General features: G+C 63.9%; 18 protein-coding genes and 2 pseudogenes. 14 read left to right on the top strand and 6 right to left on the bottom strand.

The genetic code is table 11. The annotated features are described in order from the left end of the window. Positions 1-76: 76 nt before the first annotated feature. On the bottom strand, positions 77-1,312 hold the full coding sequence (locus AB4Z51_RS18405) for a penicillin-binding protein activator (protein WP_063980251.1): 1,236 nt from the start codon (positions 1,310-1,312) through the stop codon (positions 77-79). A 339-nt stretch (positions 1,313-1,651) separates the two neighbouring features. On the opposite strand from AB4Z51_RS18405, the gene rsmI reads away from it, so the two are divergent. The 7 genes from rsmI to AB4Z51_RS18440 all read left to right on the top strand — a co-directional run bounded on the left by rsmI (position 1,652) and on the right by AB4Z51_RS18440 (position 8,779). Beyond that, the gene (gene rsmI, locus AB4Z51_RS18410; protein WP_135213983.1) at positions 1,652-2,602 is read left to right on the top strand and encodes a 16S rRNA (cytidine(1402)-2'-O)-methyltransferase; all 951 of its coding nucleotides are present in this window, start codon (positions 1,652-1,654) and stop codon (positions 2,600-2,602) included. Beyond that, on the top strand, positions 2,589-2,987 hold the full coding sequence (locus AB4Z51_RS18415) for a YraN family protein (protein ID WP_071908793.1): 399 nt from the start codon (positions 2,589-2,591) through the stop codon (positions 2,985-2,987). Before rsmI ends, AB4Z51_RS18415 begins: the two co-directional genes overlap by 14 nt. Before the next feature lie 10 nt (positions 2,988-2,997). Then, positions 2,998-3,942 carry a glutathione synthase gene (gene gshB, locus AB4Z51_RS18420; RefSeq protein WP_135213982.1) on the top strand — a complete coding sequence of 315 codons (945 nt, stop codon included), beginning with the start codon at positions 2,998-3,000 and terminating at the stop codon, positions 3,940-3,942. Positions 3,943-4,356: 414 nt separating this feature from the next. Further along, entirely contained in the window at positions 4,357-5,172 is an 816-nt protein-coding gene (cpaB, locus tag AB4Z51_RS18425) for a Flp pilus assembly protein CpaB (RefSeq protein WP_135213981.1), read from the top strand. Between the two features lie 13 nt (positions 5,173-5,185). Beyond that, positions 5,186-6,703, top strand: coding sequence for a type II and III secretion system protein family protein (locus AB4Z51_RS18430; RefSeq protein WP_135213980.1), 1,518 nt, complete (start codon positions 5,186-5,188; stop codon positions 6,701-6,703). Between the two features lie 52 nt (positions 6,704-6,755). Next, positions 6,756-7,490, top strand: coding sequence for a CpaD family pilus assembly protein (locus AB4Z51_RS18435; protein ID WP_063980257.1), 735 nt, complete (start codon positions 6,756-6,758; stop codon positions 7,488-7,490). Next, on the top strand, positions 7,487-8,779 hold the full coding sequence (locus AB4Z51_RS18440) for an AAA family ATPase (RefSeq protein ID WP_063980258.1): 1,293 nt from the start codon (positions 7,487-7,489) through the stop codon (positions 8,777-8,779). The genes AB4Z51_RS18435 and AB4Z51_RS18440 overlap by 4 nt, the downstream gene beginning before the upstream one ends. An 80-nt stretch (positions 8,780-8,859) precedes the next feature. On the opposite strand, the gene AB4Z51_RS18445 is transcribed toward AB4Z51_RS18440, so the two are convergent. Together AB4Z51_RS18445 and AB4Z51_RS18450 are read right to left on the bottom strand one after the other, a co-directional pair. Beyond that, positions 8,860-9,633 carry a tetratricopeptide repeat protein gene (locus tag AB4Z51_RS18445; protein ID WP_135213979.1) on the bottom strand — a complete coding sequence of 258 codons (774 nt, stop codon included), beginning with the start codon at positions 9,631-9,633 and terminating at the stop codon, positions 8,860-8,862. A gap of 79 nt (positions 9,634-9,712) precedes the next feature. Further along, positions 9,713-9,958 (bottom strand): PilZ domain-containing protein, encoded by a 246-nt coding sequence (locus AB4Z51_RS18450; protein ID WP_027534981.1) that lies wholly within the window; start codon positions 9,956-9,958, stop codon positions 9,713-9,715. Between the two features lie 226 nt (positions 9,959-10,184). On the opposite strand from AB4Z51_RS18450, the pseudogene AB4Z51_RS18455 reads away from it, so the two are divergent. The 6 genes and pseudogenes from AB4Z51_RS18455 to AB4Z51_RS18480 form a co-directional block, all read left to right on the top strand. Then, positions 10,185-10,829 (top strand): annotated as a pseudogene (locus AB4Z51_RS18455) (magnesium chelatase domain-containing protein); the annotation flags it as partial. A gap of 43 nt (positions 10,830-10,872) precedes the next feature. Beyond that, entirely contained in the window at positions 10,873-11,070 is a 198-nt protein-coding gene (locus AB4Z51_RS18460; RefSeq protein WP_441497758.1) for a hypothetical protein, read from the top strand. Between the two features lie 10 nt (positions 11,071-11,080). Then, positions 11,081-11,239, top strand: coding sequence for a hypothetical protein (locus AB4Z51_RS18465; protein ID WP_441497759.1), 159 nt, complete (start codon positions 11,081-11,083; stop codon positions 11,237-11,239). A 27-nt stretch (positions 11,240-11,266) separates the two neighbouring features. Continuing rightward, positions 11,267-11,998, top strand: a pseudogene (locus tag AB4Z51_RS18470) (recombinase family protein); the annotation flags it as partial. A 3-nt stretch (positions 11,999-12,001) separates the two neighbouring features. Beyond that, positions 12,002-12,691, top strand: a complete 690-nt coding sequence (locus AB4Z51_RS18475) for a zinc ribbon domain-containing protein (RefSeq protein ID WP_441497782.1) — start codon at positions 12,002-12,004, stop codon at positions 12,689-12,691. 136 nt (positions 12,692-12,827) lie between these two features. Continuing rightward, complete coding sequence (locus AB4Z51_RS18480; protein WP_441497760.1) at positions 12,828-13,745, top strand: ParB/RepB/Spo0J family partition protein; 918 nt, start codon at positions 12,828-12,830, stop codon at positions 13,743-13,745. A gap of 388 nt (positions 13,746-14,133) precedes the next feature. On the opposite strand, the gene AB4Z51_RS18485 is transcribed toward AB4Z51_RS18480, so the two are convergent. Then, entirely contained in the window at positions 14,134-14,586 is a 453-nt protein-coding gene (locus AB4Z51_RS18485) for a hypothetical protein (protein WP_441497761.1), read from the bottom strand. Between the two features lie 367 nt (positions 14,587-14,953). On the opposite strand from AB4Z51_RS18485, the gene AB4Z51_RS18490 reads away from it, so the two are divergent. Beyond that, on the top strand, positions 14,954-15,772 hold the full coding sequence (locus AB4Z51_RS18490) for a hypothetical protein (RefSeq protein ID WP_441497762.1): 819 nt from the start codon (positions 14,954-14,956) through the stop codon (positions 15,770-15,772). 92 nt (positions 15,773-15,864) lie between these two features. Here the strand turns inward: AB4Z51_RS18490 and AB4Z51_RS18495 are convergent, their stop codons facing one another. Both AB4Z51_RS18495 and AB4Z51_RS18500 read right to left on the bottom strand, forming a co-directional pair. Next, complete coding sequence (locus AB4Z51_RS18495; protein WP_441497763.1) at positions 15,865-16,209, bottom strand: DUF3892 domain-containing protein; 345 nt, start codon at positions 16,207-16,209, stop codon at positions 15,865-15,867. A gap of 523 nt (positions 16,210-16,732) precedes the next feature. After that, positions 16,733-17,386 (bottom strand): helix-turn-helix domain-containing protein, encoded by a 654-nt coding sequence (locus AB4Z51_RS18500; protein WP_441497764.1) that lies wholly within the window; start codon positions 17,384-17,386, stop codon positions 16,733-16,735. Positions 17,387-17,465 lie beyond the last annotated feature (79 nt).

The raw sequence follows: 17,465 nt of genomic DNA on the forward strand, positions 1-17,465 counted from the left end.
TCACAGCGTTTGCAGGCAGATGGTGGGCACGGCGCGAAGCGCGCCTTTGCCCACCCTACGGCACCGTCGCCCCGAACTACGCCCCAAAGCTCTTCGGCGAGCCCGCGACCGCCACGCCACCACCCGTCGTCACCTTCATCACGGCGAGGCCGCGCTCGTTGGTGCCATCGGCGCGGAAGCGGAACAGGCCGTCGATGCCGGCGAAGCCGGAAGGGTTGGTGAGCACATCCGGCGAGAAGCGCGTCGGGCCTTGCGTGCGCGCCAGCGCGGCGACGAGGGCGACCGCGTCATAGGCGAGCGTCGCGGTGCGGATCGGCTCGGCACCGTATTTGGTACGGTAGCGGCCGGAGAAGGCGCGGAAGCCGGCCGGGTCCGGCGCGGCGTAGAGACCGCCTTGCAAGTTCGCATTGGCATAGACGCGCGGATTGTCCCACAGGCCGGTGCCGAGCAGCTGGATGTTGCGCAAATTCGCGCCTGCGGCCGTCATCGCATCGGCCACCGCGACGACGGCATCGCCGTCATCGGCGATGAACAGCGCATCCGCGCTGCCGAGCTGCTGGGCCACGGTGCGTGCCGGCGTCGCACGATCGGCGCCGTATTTCTCGAAGGCGACAATGCGGCCGCCGCGCCGCGGCACCGCCGCCTTCACCGCGGCCTCGACGACATTGCCATAGGCATTGTCGGGCACGAGCACGGCAACGGAGCGCTTTCCGATGCTGGCGGAATATTCGACGATTCGGTTGACGTCGGACTCCGGCAGGAAGCTCAGCAGAAAGACGCCGCGGCCGGCAATGCTGGAATCGGTCGAGAACGCGATCACCGAGATGCCGCGCGTACGCGCGACCTGCGCCACCGCCGGCACCGATTGCGCGAACAGCGGGCCCAAAATGATCTCGGCGCCTTCGTCGACCGCCTGCTGTGCCCCCGCCTGCGCCCCTTGCGGGCTGCCGTTGTCGTCCTTGATCAGGAGCTGGATGTTGGGATTCTGGAACTCGGCCAGTGCCATCTCGGCGGCGTTGCGCATCGACTGCGCGGCGAGGCCGGCATTGCCGGCGGCCGAGAGCGGCAGGATCACGGCAACCTTCACCCCGCCGCTGCCGGCGGTGGTGGCCTGTTGCGGCGGGCCGGCCGGCTGAGCCGGGGCCGGGGAGGAGCTGCTGAACGGGTTGGAGAACTGGCTGAGACTCTGCTGCACGCCGGCGCAGGCCGACAGCAAGGGGGCGCCGAGTAACAGGCCGAGTGCGCTCCGCCGGGTCGCCCCCGATAATCGGGAGCCCTGAACGGGAGATTTAGGATCGCGCGGGCCCAGCATCACAACTTCTCTTCTGACCGACCGTCGGCCGGCCGGTCACAACATTCTTTCCACGACACAAGCCGCGGATTCAGGCATATTGTCGGCAAATAGTTAACTAAAACAAAAGGATAATGACCACTTAACGCGGCCACACCTCAAGCCCTGGCTAGCTGTCCACCATCCGTCACCCGCATCAAGGTGGCGTTTCCGCCGCGAATGTGGCGCCGACGCTTCATTCCCTCTGCAATGTGATGCCGGATGGATCACATTCCAGTCCTTCCTCACCCCTGACCTGGCGCGATCTTTTTCCGAGGACCGGTTCCCAGCCCCCGGGATCATGCCTAAGTTCGATTCATTATGCGCGTAAAGCCGAGCCCGATAAATACACCTGAGACGACGGATCCCGCCTCGCGCGGTTTCTCCATCGACGCCCATCGGCTGACGGCGCCGAAGGCGGCGCCGGGCCTCCATCTGGTCGCCACCCCCATCGGCAATCTCGGCGACATCACGCTGCGCGCGCTTCAGACGCTCGCCGGCGTCGACGTCATCGCCTGCGAGGACACCCGCATCACGCGGCGCCTGACCGAGCGCTACGCGATCACGGCCCAGCTCAAGCAATATCACGAGCACAACGCGGAAGCGGCGCGTCCGAGGATCCTGGAGGCGCTGGGGCAGGGCGGCTCGATCGCGCTGGTGTCGGATGCCGGCACGCCGCTGATCTCCGACCCCGGTTTCAAGCTGGTGCGCGAGGTCTGCGCAGCCGGCCATGCGGTCTACGCGCTGCCCGGCCCGTCCTCGGTGCTGGCCGCGCTGTCGGTCGCCGCATTGCCGACCGACCGCTTCTTCTTCGAGGGCTTTCTGCCGACGAAATCCGCCGCCCGAAAGTCGCGCCTTGCGGAGCTCGCCCGCATCGATGCGACGCTGGTGATGTTCGACTCCGGCAACCGCGTGCAGGACACGCTCGCCGAGCTTGCCGAGATCATGGGGACGCGCGAAGCCGCGATCTGCCGCGAATTGACGAAACTGCACGAGGAGATTTCGCGCGCGCCGCTGCAGGAGCTGGCACGCGGAGCGGACACGCTGGAGACGCGCGGCGAATTCGTGCTGGTGATCGCGCCGCCTGCGGCGGACGCGGAGCTGCTGACGCCGGATGCGCTCGACGGTCTGCTGCGCGAGCAGCTCGCCGTGCACAGCGTCAAGGATGCCGTCGCGCATGCGGTCGCGCTCTCGGGCCGGCCGCGCCGCGAGGTCTATGCCCGCGCGCTCGAGCTCGCAAAGGAGCTGAGGGACGGCGATGGCGAAGACTGAGGGCGCGGAACCGAAAGTCGCCTCGCCCGAACGCGTCGCCGCGTTCCGCACCGGCATCTCCGCGGAGAGCCGCGCCGCCGCCTATCTCATGGCCAAGGGCTACCGCATCCTCGCCAAGCGCTACCGTACCCCCCATGGCGAGATCGACATCGTGGCGCGCCGCCGCAACCTGATCGCCTTCGTCGAGGTCAAGGCTCGCGCGACGCTGGATGACGCCGCCTTCGCCGTGACCCCGCGCCAGCAGCAGCGCATCATCGACGCCGCGCAAGGCTGGCTCGTGGCGCATCCCGAGCATGCCGAATTCGAACTGCGATTCGACGCCATGCTGATTGCGCCGCGCTCACTTCCGCGCCATGTGTTGGCGGCATTCGACGCCTCGACCTGAAAGGCAGACCATGAAACTGAACGTCGCCGTCCAGATGGACCCCATCGCCCGTATCAACATCAAGGGCGATTCCACCTTTGCACTGCTCCTGGAGGCGCAGAAGCGCGGCCACGGCCTGTCCTATTACACGCCCGACAAGCTCTCGATGGTCGGCGAGGAGATCGTCGCGCCCATCCAGCTCCTGACCGTGCGCGACGAGCCCGGCAATCACTTCACGCTGGGCGAGCCCAGGCGCGAAGCGCTCAACGGCTTCGACGTGGTGCTGCTGCGCCAGGATCCGCCGTTCGATCTCGCCTACATCACCTCGACGCACTTTCTTGAGCGCATCCATCCGAAGACGCTGGTGGTCAACGACCCCGCCTCGGTGCGCAACGCGCCGGAAAAACTGTTTGTGATGAACTTTCCGCAGCTGATGCCGCCGACGCTGATCTCGCGCGACCTCGACGAGATCAACGCGTTCCGGGATAAGCACGGCGCCGTCGTGATGAAGCCGCTGCACGGCCATGGCGGCGCAGCGGTGTTCCGCGTGATGCCGCAGGACATGAATTTCGGCTCGCTGTTCGACATGTTCTCGGTCACCTTCAAGGAGCCGTGGGTGATCCAGCAGTTCATCCCCGAGGTGAAGCACGGCGACAAGCGCATCATCCTGGTCAACGGCGAGTTCGCCGGCGCGGTCAACCGCGTGCCGGCCGCCGACGACCTCCGCTCCAACATGGTGCGTGGCGGCGCCGCGCAGGAGACCGAGCTCACGCCACGCGAGCGCGAGATCTGCGCGACCGTCGGCCCGGCGCTGCGCGAGCACGGCCTGCTGTTCGTCGGCATCGACGTCATCAACGGCAACCTCACCGAGATCAACGTGACATCGCCGACGGGCATCCGCGCCATCGCGCGGCTCGGCGGACCTGATGTCGCGGCGAAGGTCTGGGACACGATCGAGCAGAAGCGGGCGAAGTAGGGCGCTCACTCGTAGCCCGGATGGAGCGCAGCGAAATCCGGGATCTCACAACGCGCTGCACGAGCCCGGATTGCGCTTCGCTCCATCCGGGCTACGGACATCAATTGAAACACGAGGAAGTACGCTCCTCACCCTGAGGAGCGACTACCGCGCACGCTGCGCGAAGCGCCGATGACTAACCACCCATTCACCATGACGTCGCGCGCATCGTTCGAACGAACGTCCCGCTCTGCGTGAATCTACGGGGCCACTGGCCGACCGGATAACGCGACGTTCACCATCTGCCCAGAACGCGCATCGTCACGGGCCATCACACTCGGCCTCGCAACACCCCTTATACTTTTACTCCCTACTCATCGACGCAGGGGAACCCGCCACGTGCGGTTCGAGTGCCCCGCGTAAGAGTAGAAGCGTATGAACACCGCACGCATTGTCGTTCTCGTCATCGCGCTGGGCGCCGGCGGCGTCGCTGCGTATCTGGCGAGCGGCTTTGACAACAAGCCAGCGCCCGCCCTTCCCGTCGCCGAGAAGCTGCCGACGGTCGAGGTGCTGATCGCGAAGAACGACATCCAACTCGGCCAAGCCGTCAAGCCCGAGGATCTGCAATGGCAGTCCTGGCCGGCGGCGACCGCGAGCAGCGCCTTCATCCGCCGCGACAGCAGGCCCGACGCCCAGGCCCAGATCGCAGGCTCGATCGCGCGCGTGCCGTTGATGCAGGGCGAACCCATCCGCGAGCAGAAGCTGGTGAGGGCCGAGGGCTCGGGCTTCATGGCCGCGATCCTGCCCTCCGGCATGCGGGCCGTCTCCACCGAGATTTCAGCCGAGACCGGCGCCGGCGGCTTCATCCTGCCGAACGACCGCGTCGATATCGTCCTGACGCGGCGCCTGAAGAATCCCGATGGCGCCAACGGCGCGACCGGCGGCAACGACCTGATCCTGTCCGAGGTCATCCTGAGCAACATCCGTGTGCTCGCGATCGACCAGGCGCCGAAAGAAAAAGACGGCCAGAACGCCGTGCTCGGCAAGACCGTCACGCTCGAGCTCAAGCCGGACCAGGTCGCGACGCTGTCGGCCTCGCGCCAGGGCGGCACGCTGACGCTCGCGTTGCGAAGCATCGCCGATGCCAACGCGTCGGAGATTTCGATCGAAGACCTGGCGGCCAAGCGGCCCGGCGGCGTGAACGTGATCCGCTACGGGGTGCAGGCACGGCAACTGACGTCACAGAAGTGATGATGGGGACACCATGAACTACGGGGATGATCGGACGGGCCTGCGCATTCGGGGGAAGCGCGCGCGCTCGTTCTGGACGGGGGCGGTGCTGATGCTGGGGCTGATCGCAGCCCCCGACGTCGTCAGCGCGGCGGATGCGCCGGTCGGCGACCAGGCGCCGATGCAGGCGCCGGATCTCGGCATGTCGCCGGTTTCGACCATCGCGCCTGCACGCACGCGCTCGCTGTCGCTCGGCGTCGGCAAGTCCGTCGTCATCGACCTGCCGCGCGAGGTCAAGGACGTGCTGGTGGCCGATCCCAAGATCGCCAATGCAGTGATCCGCTCGTCGCAGCGCGCCTATATCATCGGCGGCCAGGTCGGCCAGACCAACGTCGTGTTCTTCACCGCCGACGGCCAGCAGGTTGCCGCCTACGACATCGCGGTGAAGCGCGATCTCAACGGCATGCGCACGGCGCTGCGCCAGTCGCTGCCGGGCGTGCAGATCGAAGGCGTCGGCGACAGCGTGATGCTGACCGGCTCGGTGTCGAGCCCGATCGAGGCCCAGCAGGCCGGCGACGTCGCCGCAAAACTCGTTGGCGGCGCTGACAAGGTCGTCAACAACATCGTCGTGCGCGGCCGCGACCAGGTGATGCTCAAGGTCGTCGTCGGCGAAGTCCGCCGCGACATCGTCAAGCAGCTGGGCGTCGACCTCAGCGCCAGCCTGAATGCCGGCACTGCGGTCGTGAACTTCAACAACTCCAACCCGTTCTCGGTCAGCGGCGGACCGATCGTCGGCAGCAACGGGCTCGGCGTGGCCGGGCTCGCCAAGGGCGTCGCCACCGTCAGCGCCACGATGCGCGCGATGGAGAGCGCCGGCGTCATGCGCACGCTCGCCGAACCGAGCCTGACCGCGATCTCGGGCGAATCCGCCACCTTCATCGCCGGCGGTGAATTCCCGATCCCTGCAGGCTATTCCTGCGATCCGGTCACCCATGTCTGTACCACCCAGGTCACCTACAAGAAGTTCGGCATCTCGCTGAACTTCACGCCGCTCGTGCTCAGCGAAGGCCGTATCAGCCTGCGCGTGATGACCGAGGTCTCGGAGCTGTCGAACACGAACGCGATCACGCTGACGCAGGCGGTGTCCTCGACCTCGAGCAACTCGATCACCATCCCCTCGGTCCAGACCCGCCGCGCCGAGACCACGCTGGAAATTCCCTCCGGGGGCTCGATGGCGATGGCCGGCCTGATCCAGCAGAAGACCAAGCAGGCGATCAATGGCCTGCCCGGCGTCGACCAGGTGCCGATCATCGGCGCGCTGTTCCGCAGCCAGGACTTCGTCAACAACGAAACCGAGCTGATGGTGATCGTGACGCCCTATGTGGTGCGCGCGGTCGCCCAGAAGGAATTGTCGCGGCCCGACGACGGCTTTGCGCCGGCCTCGGACGCGCAGACGGCGCTGCTCGGCCGCATGAACCGGCTCTATGGCATCGCGCGCAGCGTCGATCCGATCGAAGGCACCCGCGGCGATTTCGGCTTCATCATCGACTGAGACAGACGGTTTGGGGACCGGGACAGGAAACGGGGCAAGAGGGGACAAAGCGATGACGAAGACGATTGCCGATCGACGTCGCAACCTGCGGATCGCGCTGGCGCTGACGGGGCTTTCCGTCATGCTCGGCGCCTGCAACACCACCGGTGACATCGTCACCCAGACGGTGCCGACCGACTATCGCCAGCGCCACCCGATCGCGGTGCAGGAAGCCAAGAAGTCGATCGTGATCTTCGTCGGCAAGGCGCGCGGCGGCCTCTCCACCGCGCAGCACGCGGACGTCGCGGGCATTGCCAGGGACTGGGTGCGCGAAGGCACCGGTTCCGTCGTCGTCGACGTGCCGAGCGACGCTGCGAATTCGCGCGCCGCGGCGGCGACCTATCACGAAATCCGGTCGGTGCTCGCATCCGGCGGCGTGCCGTCGCGCGCCATCGTCCAGCATCCCTATCGCCCCGAGGATCCCGGACTGCTGCCGACCATCCGCCTGAGCTATTCGAAGATCGCCGCGGTCGCCGGCCCCTGCGGGCTGTGGCCGGAAGACGTCGGTCCGAACATCCTCGACCCCGGCTACAACGAGAACCGGCCGTACTTCAATCTGGGCTGCGCCAGCCAGCGCAACCTCGCGGCCATGATCGACAACCCCGCCGACCTCGAGCAGCCGAGGGCGGAGACGCCTGCCTACACCGCACGGCGCGAGATCGCCTTCGAGCGCTACCGCAAGGGCATGGCGACCACGACCATGTATCCCGAGGCCGAAAAGGCCAAACTCAGCGACACCGGCAAATGACAAGTTTTCACGACGACGAAGAAGCGGACGACCCGCGGCACCCCGAGGACCACATTGCGCCGGTTCCTCGCATCTCGGTACAGGCCTTTTGCGAGACCGAGCAGACGCTCGCCGCGATCACCGCGGCCGGGCAGGATCGCCGTCTCGCCAAGGCGCATCTCACCGCCAAGGGCGGCGGCCTTGCCGCGGCCATCGAAGTCTATGACACGATGCCGACGCCGAACGTCATCGTGATCGAATCCGACGGCACACGCGATATCCTCGAGGGCCTCGACGATCTCGCCGGCGTCTGTGATCCCGGCACCCGCGTGGTCGTGATCGGCAACCCCAACGACACCGCACCCTATCGCGAGCTGGTCCGCCGCGGCGTCAACGACTACGTGGTGGGACCGGTCGAAACCCTCGACGTCGTCCGCTCGATCTGCAGCCTGTTCTCGGCCTCGGAAGCCATCATCACCGGCCGCGTCATCGCGGTGGTCGGCGCCAAGGGCGGCGTCGGTGCGTCCACGGTCGCGCACAACGTGGCCTGGACCATCGCGCGCGACCTCGCGCTCGATTCCGTCGTGATCGATCTCGACCTCGCCTTCGGCACCGCTGGCCTCGACTACAACCAGGACCCGGCGCAGGGCATCGCCAACGCGGTGCTCTCGCAGGACCGGCCGGACACGGCGCTGATGGAGCGCCTGCTCGCCAAATGCACCGAGCGCCTCAGTCTCCTCGCTGCGCCCGCAACGCTCGACCGCGTCTACGATTTCGGCGCCGAAGCTTTTGATGCGATCTTCGACACGCTGCGCATGACCACGCCCTGCATCGTGCTCGACGTTCCTCACCAATGGTCGGGCTGGACGCGCCGCGCGCTCGTCAATGCCGACGACATCGTGATCGTGGCCGAACCCGATCTCGCCAATTTGCGCAACACCAGGAACATGCTGAGCGTGCTCAAGGCGGCACGCCCCAACGACCGGCCGCCGCTGTACTGCATCAACCAGGTCGGCATGCACAAGCGCGCGGAGATCGACGTCAAGGCGTTCGCCAAGACCATGGAGAGCCAGCCGATCGCGGCGATCCCGTTCGACTCGAAACTGTTCTCGACCGCGGCCAATAACGGCCAGATGATCGCGGAGGTCTCCAAGAACCACCGCACCACCCTTCTGTTCCAGAACATGGCGAACCGCCTCGCCGGGCGTGGCGAGGTGAAGAAGCCGAAGCGCTCGCTGCTCGGRCCGCTCCTGAAGAGGCTCAAGGGCAGGGCGGGTCGCGGGTCAGCCCCGCATCGCAAGGTGTCGTAAGGGCGAAAGCGTTTTCGCGCGAAGTGGATACCGGTTCGCGCCAGGAAAACGCGTAAAAGAAGAATCCGGACGAGGGCGGGCTATTTCTCCGCCCGCTGCTGCTTCTTCGCCAGCAACTGCCGCAGCGCCGTGACCTTTGCCGCGGCCTGATCCGGCGGCAGGTCGGCCTTCACGATGGTCTCGGCCTCGGCCTGCTTTCCCTGCAGTCCCACGACGAGCGCCAGATTGGCGCGCACGCGGGAATCGGCGCGATTGCGCTCATAGGCGCGGCGCAGCGTTTCCTCGGCCCGCGGCAGATTGTTCTGGAGCATGTAGGACAGGCCGAGATTGGACAGAACCTGCGGCTCCTCGGGCACGATCTTCAGCGCTGCCGAATAATATTGCTGCGCCTCTTCGTTGCGACCGAGCTGATCGAGCGCGGCGCCTTGCGCCGACAGGATGCGCCAGTCGGGATCCTCAGGCGTATGCGCGCGGCTGAGCACATCGAAAGCCTGCTGGAAATTGCCGCTGTCGGCGAGCGCGCGGCCGTAGCCGGCGAGCAGCGCCTTGTTGCTGGGATGGGCGAGCACGGCCTGCTCCATCACCGCAACCGCCTGGGCGCGCTGGCCGGTCTCGCGTAGCGCCATGCCATATTCGAGCGCGACGTTGGGATCGGAAGGCTTGGCGCGATAGCGCTCGCGAAGCGCGTCCATGTCCGGCTTCGGATCGGCCCTGCCGGCCGTTTCCGACTTGCCACCGAGCGCGCCGGTGATGTCCTCCAGACTCGTGGTCTGGCAGCCGCCGAGGGCAAGCATCACGAGCGCGGAAAGCAGGAATCTCGCCGGCGGAGAGGCAAGGGACGAACGCTTGGGCATACTCTGATCACTCGGCGACTGATCAGTGATGCTTACCGATTAACGCTAAAGTCCAGTTAAGGAACCTGGCCGGTCCGGCTCAATCGGTGAACTCGGCGCCGAATTCGCAGCCGATGCGCCAGCGCAGGCGGCATTGGCGGGAATAATCGGGCGCGAAGATGATGGTGAATTGCGGCGGCACTTCCAGAAACTCCGCCACCACTTTCACGCCCCCATCCGAGATATCCGTGATCGTGCAATCCCTCGGCAGCGAGCCCGCGCCAAAGTGAATCTTGGCGAGCCGAGTGCACACCCGTCGTTCGCTTCTGCGGCGATTTGCAAGCATTTGAATTGTTCACCCGTTAGATCACGGCCCATCCCGCAGCTCTAGGAGTAGCGAACATTCGTTGGGATGTGCTGATGAGAGCCGCTCGCATTCGAGGCGTAGTGTCTGCGTGATGTTTACGACCGGTTAGGGTTTTCCGGGCCCTCGGGTTGTTCTTGTATTGTTCTTGCAAGAAAGATCGGGCTCTGCTACCCCTAATTGTGCGAGAGGGCAGGCTGGTTCGGGCATGGTTCAGCGGGTTTCTACCGTCGCCTTTGAGGGGATCGAGGCCCGCGCGGTCGACGTGCAGGTGCAGGTCGCGCCCGGCCTCCCTGCGTTCGCCATCGTCGGCCTGCCCGACAAGGCGGTGTCGGAGGCACGGGAGCGCGTTCGCTCGGCGCTGATTGCCTCGGGGCTGGCGCTGCCGGCGCGGCGGATCATCGTCAATCTGGCGCCCGCCGACCWGCCCAAGGAGGGCAGCCATTACGACCTGCCGATCGCGCTCGGGCTGATGGCCGCAATCGGCGCGATCCCGCCGGATGCGCTGACCGGTTTTACCGTTCTCGGCGAACTCGGTCTCGACGGCTCGATCGCGCCGGTGGCCGGCGTGCTTCCCGCCGCGATCGGCGCCAATGTGCGCGAGGAAGGCTTGATCTGTCCGGCGGCCTGCGGCTCGGAAGCGGCGTGGGCGAGCCCGGACATCCAGATCGTCGCGGCATAATCGCTGATCCAGATCGCCAACCACTTCAAGGGCACGCAGGTGCTGTCGCGGCCCACGCCGCGCGTGCACGAGGTCGCCGCCTCCCGGCTCGACCTGCGCGACATCAAGGGCCAGGAGAGCGCCAAGCGCGCGCTGGAGATCGCGGCCGCCGGCGGGCATCACCTGCTGATGTAATTGTCTCGGTGCCCATAGTGGGCTATCAGGAGACATCACCATGCACCGCCTCACCACCGCCGTCACCCACCGCATCATTGCCACAGCCATCAAGTGGAGCTGGGCCATCCAGACTGGCGGGGAGCGCAAGCAGGCCCGTGGGGTGCGCCTGGAGGCTTGGGCGGATCGCCTAGCCGTTCGGTGGGGCTGTGCCGATGACGTTTTAGCAACCATCGCCACAGAAACCCTGGACCGCTGAGGAGCGCACGATGGACGCTCAGCAGCAACCCAAAGCCTACAGCTACAAGCGCTTCTCCACGCCCGCGCAGGAGCAAGGGGACAGCTTGCGTCGTCAGACGAAGATGGCACAGGACTGGGCCAGCCGTATGGGCGTCCCGCTCGACACCGAGTTGAACCTTACCGACTGAGGTGTTTCGGCCTACACGGGCGCCAATAAGGACGTGGGAAACCTCGGGGCGTTCCTGCGGGCCGTTGAGGAAGGCACTGTGCCGAAAGGGTCATGGTTGTTGGTTGAGAACCTTGACCGACTGAGCCGCGAACCGGCCTTTGACGCTTCCTACACCATGCAAGGCATCATCCGCCAAGGTGTCACAGTGGTTGACCTCTCGGACGGACTGGGCCGCGAGTACAACATGGAGACCCTACGCAGCAACGAGGGCCTGATGCACCTCATGGCCATGCTGCTATCTTTCGCGCGCGGCAATCAGGAGAGCGCTCAGAAGGCGCGGCGGGTGGGCGAGGCATATRCGAACAAGCGCACGGTCTTTGCCAGTGAGCAGAAGCTCAGCAAGCCGTACACCAAGCGGCTCCCCGCGTGGATACGGTGGAGTGATGAGACAACGGCCTATGAGCTTATCGAGGACCGCGCGGAACGGCTGCGGTGGATGTTTGAATTGGCCGACGATGGCGAAGGGGCCCACAGCATTGCAGCACAACTCAATGAGGCCGGGGTTGACACATGGGGCGCGGGTGGGTGGAAGGCGAAATACTGGCATCGCTCCTATATCCGCAAGCTCCTAACCAACAAGGCGGCCATTGGGGTCTTTGTGCCCCACACGGTGCGGAAGGTTGAGGGCAAGCGAACCAAGGAACGGACACCGCAAAAGCCTATCCTGCACCGCTTCCCTGCCGCCATAGACCGCGAACTATTCGAGCGGGTGAATGCCCGCATGAGCACCACCGGGGCAAGAGGCAAGAACACCAACGCCCCGGTGCAGTCCATCTTCGCCGGGGTGCTCAAATGTCAGCACTGCGGCGGCACTGTAACCCGGGTCAACAAAGGGCAGCATGTGTACCTAGTGTGCTCGGCAGCGCACGCGAAGTCTGGAACATGCAAGTACGAAAGCGTCCCCTACCACGATGCTCAAAGCGAGATGCGTCGGATAATCCACGATGTCTTGGAGGGGGCGCCCCGAGGCAATGACACCGCAGATATGGATGAGAAGATTGAGCAGCAGCGAGTGGTGATCGATGCAGGCGAGGACAGGGTGCGCGAGCTGCTGGAGCTGACTATTACCGATAAGAGCAGGGCTGCGAGACAGGCGTTGAACACAGCGGAACGGGAGCTGGAGGAGGCAGCAGAGAACCTGCGGAAGATGTTGGAACGGCGGGACACCATGACCAGCACCAACGTCAAGTTACGGCTGGCAGCAGTCGAGAAGGCATTCACAGCGGGGACGATTGACACCGAGGAGGCCAACAGGGCCCTGCGGGGCGCGGTGCGCAAGATGGTCATGAGGCCCGCTGAGGGAGCCTTGGAGATACAATGGCACCATGCCGATGAGCCGCAGGAAGTGGCGTTCATCACCAGCCGGTTTGACTGGGACGCCAATCAGATTGAAGAGACGGCGGAGCAATAGCTAGTAGCTAACACCAAGGCGACTGGGGCCTGATGAGCTTCGGTGCGGCCACTGAAGAGTAAGGTTGAGAAGGCGCGGAATGAAGCAGCGAAATACCAAAACTAAAGCGGCGGACAAGGACCCATGGGAAACCACCATGGGAAGACGCCGCATCCGCATCGCAGACATCAGGGAGCCAAGTGACAGCGGGAAGACGGCCACGCAACTCCAAGCCGAGATTGAGCAGGCAGGGCCCGCCACCGTTGAGCCCGCAGAGCGCACCGTTGCGCGCGGGGACATCCATGTTGCCGAGCAAGTGTTCCAGTGGAGGGACAGCGATCAATGGGACCGCCGTAATCATATCCACAGGCTCGCCAAGGCGATCAAAGAACAGGGCAAGCCACTGCCGCACCTGTTAGTCCTACCGGTAGGGCAGCGCTTCTACGTCATTGATGGACACCACCGCTTGGCGGCTTACGACACCGCAGAATGGGCCAAGAGAATACCAGTGAGGGTCTTTCCGGGGGACCTAACTACGGCACGGCTGCTGGCGCTATCCTGTAACGTTAGAGACAAGCTGCCGATGACGACCAAGGCCAAGAGCGCCGCCGCTTGGCAGATAGTGAAAGAGAACCTCGGGGGCCTTACGGCACAGGAGATTGCTGACCGTACAGGCGTTTCGCTGCGACAAGTGAAGTACATGAAGGCGGCTTGGAAGGAGCTACCAGCGGCGCTAGCAGCGGCAGCGAAGGCAGCCGGGAAGGAGCCAGTTGACCCCATGGAGCTGACATGGGCTCAGGCGAGAGACGTATGGCAAGGGAAGACGGCAGCGGCGTTCACTGATGAAGAACGGGAGACATGGAAGCAGCGGAAGGCGCAGGAAATGGTGGACCTGATCCAAAGGACCAATGTTGCCGCAGGGATCATGAGGGACATGGAGGTCGCGGCATTGGCCCTGCAAATGCTCGACGCGGACCTCCCGGCAGCACTCATGGAGCAATGGGCCGGTGACTACTCGGAGGAGATTGAGGAACTAGCTGCCCGCATAGCCATGCCAGACAACGACCCTTTCTAGGCGTGCAAATACTAGGAGTGCATTTTGCACCCTTGGAGCGCTGGGCACAAATGGCCGTAGCGGGGGAATTTAGAAAGCAAAAACAATAGCCTAGCCGATAATAGGTCCGCTTCGGCCATATATGTGCTTACGACCGATGGGCTAGCGTCGGGCGAAGCGTAAACTCCCTGCCAAATCTCCCTGTCGGCCCCTAGGAAGCCCGTGGATGCGTTTGGCGCAAAGCCCAACCGATCCAGCGGTTAGGCGTAAGGGCTACCTACGGACTCCGCTGGGGCCCATAGGGGCCATCGGTGCGAGAGTGCCATGCGGGGCTCTGTTCCACGGGGCAGGGGCCCCAAGAGTTAGCTAAGGGGCCCCACCGGGTAAACCGCTCGCGCCTGACAGCGGCTTAGCCCTTCTTGACACAAGCATCCACGACAAAGGCGCACTGTTCCCCCGCAGTCAGCAATCCGCCTGTAGGACCCTGATAGTTGACTACGGCCACCGCACCATTGGTCATGACAACGTTGACGGTGCAGAACCGCCGCGTTGAAACGGCGGTGCCAAAGCCTGTCGAGTTAGCGCTGCCGTACACTTGGTTGCCGACGCGCGTTGCCTGTCCGGTGGAGCTTATGTCGGCGCTAGCAACCGTTGAGCTGTAGCCGTTACCCGAAGCGTAGGACCAAACCTCGGTTTGACCTTCAGCCGCCTTGCTGGCGGGGGGACCCATGCAGGCGAGGATTTGTTCTTTCGAAAATCCAACCATCTGAGCGCGCGCGTCTTGCGCAACCTGGGCACGCTGTATGGCGCATCCGGCGAGAACCATTGCGCAGCTCAGTATGGTGATATTCCGATTTCTCATGGTCGCCCCCAGTCCCCGACGACATGTAAAAGCAACTGATCCGCGAAGGCAAGGCGCTAGACACTTTTCCGGGTTTGCGTCGGCGCTCTGGCAGCATGAGACAGCGTAATCGCTTTGTTCTGTTGGGCCCGACCGGCAGCGGCAAAGCCGCCAGCACCTCGGCAGCGGCCTTCGGGCTTTAGTCCGCTTTTTGAAATAGGAGCCCCTGTCGAACCTGCCGAGGGCCCCATGGCACCGAGGGGGCCCCTTAGTCCACCTTCTGTCCTCCGTCTAGGAAGCGTTGACAAGAGGCGCGACGGACCGGTGAGAGCCTCGACGAACGGAGCGCGAGTGGGTAGGACGACGCAACCGCTGGAGGAGCCCGCTCGTGTCCCGCTACAGCCAACTCTACATCGACCAAACTGCGCCGTTGCCCGACAGCGCCCGCGCTCGACATCGGCTGGGGAAGCTCATGGAGAACGTGATGCCGGATGGCCACACGATCCACCTCAGCAACTTCCTTGAGAGCGAGCTGGGGATAAAGGTTGGAGCCACCTATCCATTCCATTGGCTCAGGCTGACCGAGAAATGCGCTACCCGAGACTTGCTCGACATAGTCACTTTGACAGCCAGGTATCTCAAGCTAGTTAGCGGGGCGACGCGTTGGCTTGATGAGACGCGCCGCATCTTCTCCGAAGAACGACTGGCCTATGAGATTGACGAAACCGCCGTTGTCCACCCAGCCGTTGACAGGGAGTTCTGGAGGAACCGGCAGGCGACCGTCGCGGGACTTCAAATGCCGCGATACGCGAACAGCCGCGCCGCCTTCGAACGTGTTTCAGATGAACTCGCAGCGGACCCTCCGAACGGCAAGGACGCTTGGAGGGCGACCTTTACAGCCGTTGAGGGGCTCTTCCGGTTGATGTTTCCGTCTGCGACGCAGCTTAACGCGGGAGCAGTCGAGACCCTTTTGGCGCCAGTCGTGCAAAGGCAGTACGCTAACGACCCGGTAGCGCTGCGCGCTGCAACCAAGCAACTTGCCTCATTGAAGGACTGGGTGGACGCATCCCACAACTATCGCCACGAGCCGGGCAGCGAAGAGCCCGTGCAGCCACCGATCGACCTCGCGGTCTTGGCCATCAGCAACGGGACATCGTTTCTACGGTGGCTGATCGTTCTAGATCAAATGTCATCCCCGAGGCCGTGAACTTAACACTGCATCCACTGTGAACGGAGAAGCTCATTTCAATCAAGGCTGCGCCGGTCTCGCAGTCGATGAGCAAAACCGGCGCGTTGCGCTTACGCCTTGGGGCACTCGGGGAGTGACAGCAGGTTGTTCGGCTGCTCCCCATCGGCCGCCGTCTTCAGATACTTGTTACCGAAGCGGCTGAGGGCGACGACAACCCAGACAGGGTCAGCATTGGGCGGCTTGACCCAGAAGTCCCATTGCCTCGTCTCAATCAGGATAATCGCGTCTTCCTGAGTGATACGCCAACCACCACCAGCTGTCCCACCTACGTGGGTGATGCGTTCGTGCGGGTTGTAGCGGTCGCTCTTGTTGATACAGCTAATTTGGGCGGTCTGCGTTTTGACAGTGACGTTCATAATATAATGACCTGTGTCTTGCGAGACAGGCTTGACCACCGGCTGTATCTCCGATTCTATCGGAGTTGCGTAACGACCAATGTCCCGCTTCACCTGTCTCACGGGTTAAGTAGCGGACAAGAACTGCCGAAGCCGTTGAACCTTGCCGGGTTTGGCGGCTTCATTCGTTCAAGTTCCGAACAGGTTGGAGGCTTCGTCCGATTCCGTCAAGCCTTAGTCGCCAGTATCCGGGGTTACCCCTACATATGGGGGATAAGTCGAATAACTCCTTCCTCGGCGTGCGTTAACCCCGCCGTGGGCAGCACAAAGCCGTCCCGGATTTGGTGACGACTGCCCGCCATCGCGAGTTGGGCTGAGGCCGGTGCCCTTTAGGCCCAATATTTGAAGCTGGGGGGTGGGGGACAAATCGAGGAGGGGCCCCTATCCGCAGAAGGGACCCGTAAATTTCCCAGGCTTTTCCATTGACGAAATCACCTGCTCCCAAGCCGGCTTGTTTTAGGTGAGTGAAAGAGCGAAAGCCCCCCTGACAGAGCCAGGAGGGCCCGAGATTTCACTATTGGGGCTAAACGCAAGGCTGGGAAGCATCTCCGCCGAACCGGATCGCCACCTCGATAGTGACGCAAGTTTCGTGGACGGACTGCTCGGCAGCGAGCGCCTTCCGTGCGAGAGCAAGATATTCAGCGCCCGTCATGCCTTGGGCCGGGCTCTGAGCCTGCGCCGCGTCAACGCGGTCCGAGGCGCCATCCGCGTGATTAGGACCTCCGGAGCCGCCCTCACGCAACCAGCTTTCGCTCACCCGATAGAGCTTTGCGAAATCCGCAAGCTTTCCGTCCCTCGGCATCCGGTTGTGGTACTCTAATCCCCAGACACTCTCTTTACTCCTGCCCACGGCAGAGGCCGCTTCAGCGATCGACAGACCACGCTGCTCGCGAGCCTTCTTGAGGCGCTGACCGAGGGTCTCCCCGTCATCGCCTTCGGCCACTGCCCATTTTCCAAGACACTCGCGGATCTCCGCCGACTGAAACTCTGACTGCTGTGCGAGATGTTCGCTGGCTTCCTTTTTCGACATGGGGCGAGGAAGACGCACGAAGACGACATCGGTGTCGCCCTCCTTCCGCAAAATGCCCTCGTACTGGGGCCGATTTGAAAACCGACAATGCATGGTGCCGTTACGGCGAGAAATGCCTGAGAAAAGGTAGGTCCGCTCAATTGCCATGAAACACTCCTGTTTAAATCGTGTGACTATACGCGCGTTCGTAACACTAGTTTCACGTATTTGCAACGAATTGTTTGCG

The sequence above is a fragment of the Bradyrhizobium sp. 2TAF36 genome (assembly GCF_052114925.1).
GTDB lineage: Bacteria > Pseudomonadota > Alphaproteobacteria > Rhizobiales > Xanthobacteraceae > Bradyrhizobium > Bradyrhizobium barranii.

Excerpts from the sequence above, each read along its gene's own strand:
- AB4Z51_RS18450 (WP_027534981.1), bottom strand. The coding sequence starts at position 9,958 with ATGCTTGCAAATCGCCGCAGAAGCGAACGACGGGTGTGCACTCGGCTC.
- AB4Z51_RS18500 (WP_441497764.1), bottom strand. The coding sequence starts at position 17,386 with ATGGCAATTGAGCGGACCTACCTTTTCTCAGGCATTTCTCGCCGTAAC.
- gshB (WP_135213982.1), top strand. The coding sequence starts at position 2,998 with ATGAAACTGAACGTCGCCGTCCAGATGGACCCCATCGCCCGTATCAAC.
- AB4Z51_RS18430 (WP_135213980.1), top strand. The coding sequence starts at position 5,186 with ATGAACTACGGGGATGATCGGACGGGCCTGCGCATTCGGGGGAAGCGC.
- AB4Z51_RS18480 (WP_441497760.1), top strand. The coding sequence starts at position 12,828 with ATGGGAAGACGCCGCATCCGCATCGCAGACATCAGGGAGCCAAGTGAC.
- rsmI (WP_135213983.1), top strand. The coding sequence starts at position 1,652 with ATGCGCGTAAAGCCGAGCCCGATAAATACACCTGAGACGACGGATCCC.
- AB4Z51_RS18405 (WP_063980251.1), bottom strand. The coding sequence starts at position 1,312 with ATGCTGGGCCCGCGCGATCCTAAATCTCCCGTTCAGGGCTCCCGATTA.
- AB4Z51_RS18475 (WP_441497782.1), top strand. The coding sequence starts at position 12,002 with ATGAGCACCACCGGGGCAAGAGGCAAGAACACCAACGCCCCGGTGCAG.
- AB4Z51_RS18435 (WP_063980257.1), top strand. The coding sequence starts at position 6,756 with ATGACGAAGACGATTGCCGATCGACGTCGCAACCTGCGGATCGCGCTG.
- AB4Z51_RS18460 (WP_441497758.1), top strand. The coding sequence starts at position 10,873 with ATGCACCGCCTCACCACCGCCGTCACCCACCGCATCATTGCCACAGCC.
- AB4Z51_RS18465 (WP_441497759.1), top strand. The coding sequence starts at position 11,081 with ATGGACGCTCAGCAGCAACCCAAAGCCTACAGCTACAAGCGCTTCTCC.
- AB4Z51_RS18415 (WP_071908793.1), top strand. The coding sequence starts at position 2,589 with ATGGCGAAGACTGAGGGCGCGGAACCGAAAGTCGCCTCGCCCGAACGC.
- AB4Z51_RS18485 (WP_441497761.1), bottom strand. The coding sequence starts at position 14,586 with ATGAGAAATCGGAATATCACCATACTGAGCTGCGCAATGGTTCTCGCC.
- AB4Z51_RS18445 (WP_135213979.1), bottom strand. The coding sequence starts at position 9,633 with ATGCCCAAGCGTTCGTCCCTTGCCTCTCCGCCGGCGAGATTCCTGCTT.
- cpaB (WP_135213981.1), top strand. The coding sequence starts at position 4,357 with ATGAACACCGCACGCATTGTCGTTCTCGTCATCGCGCTGGGCGCCGGC.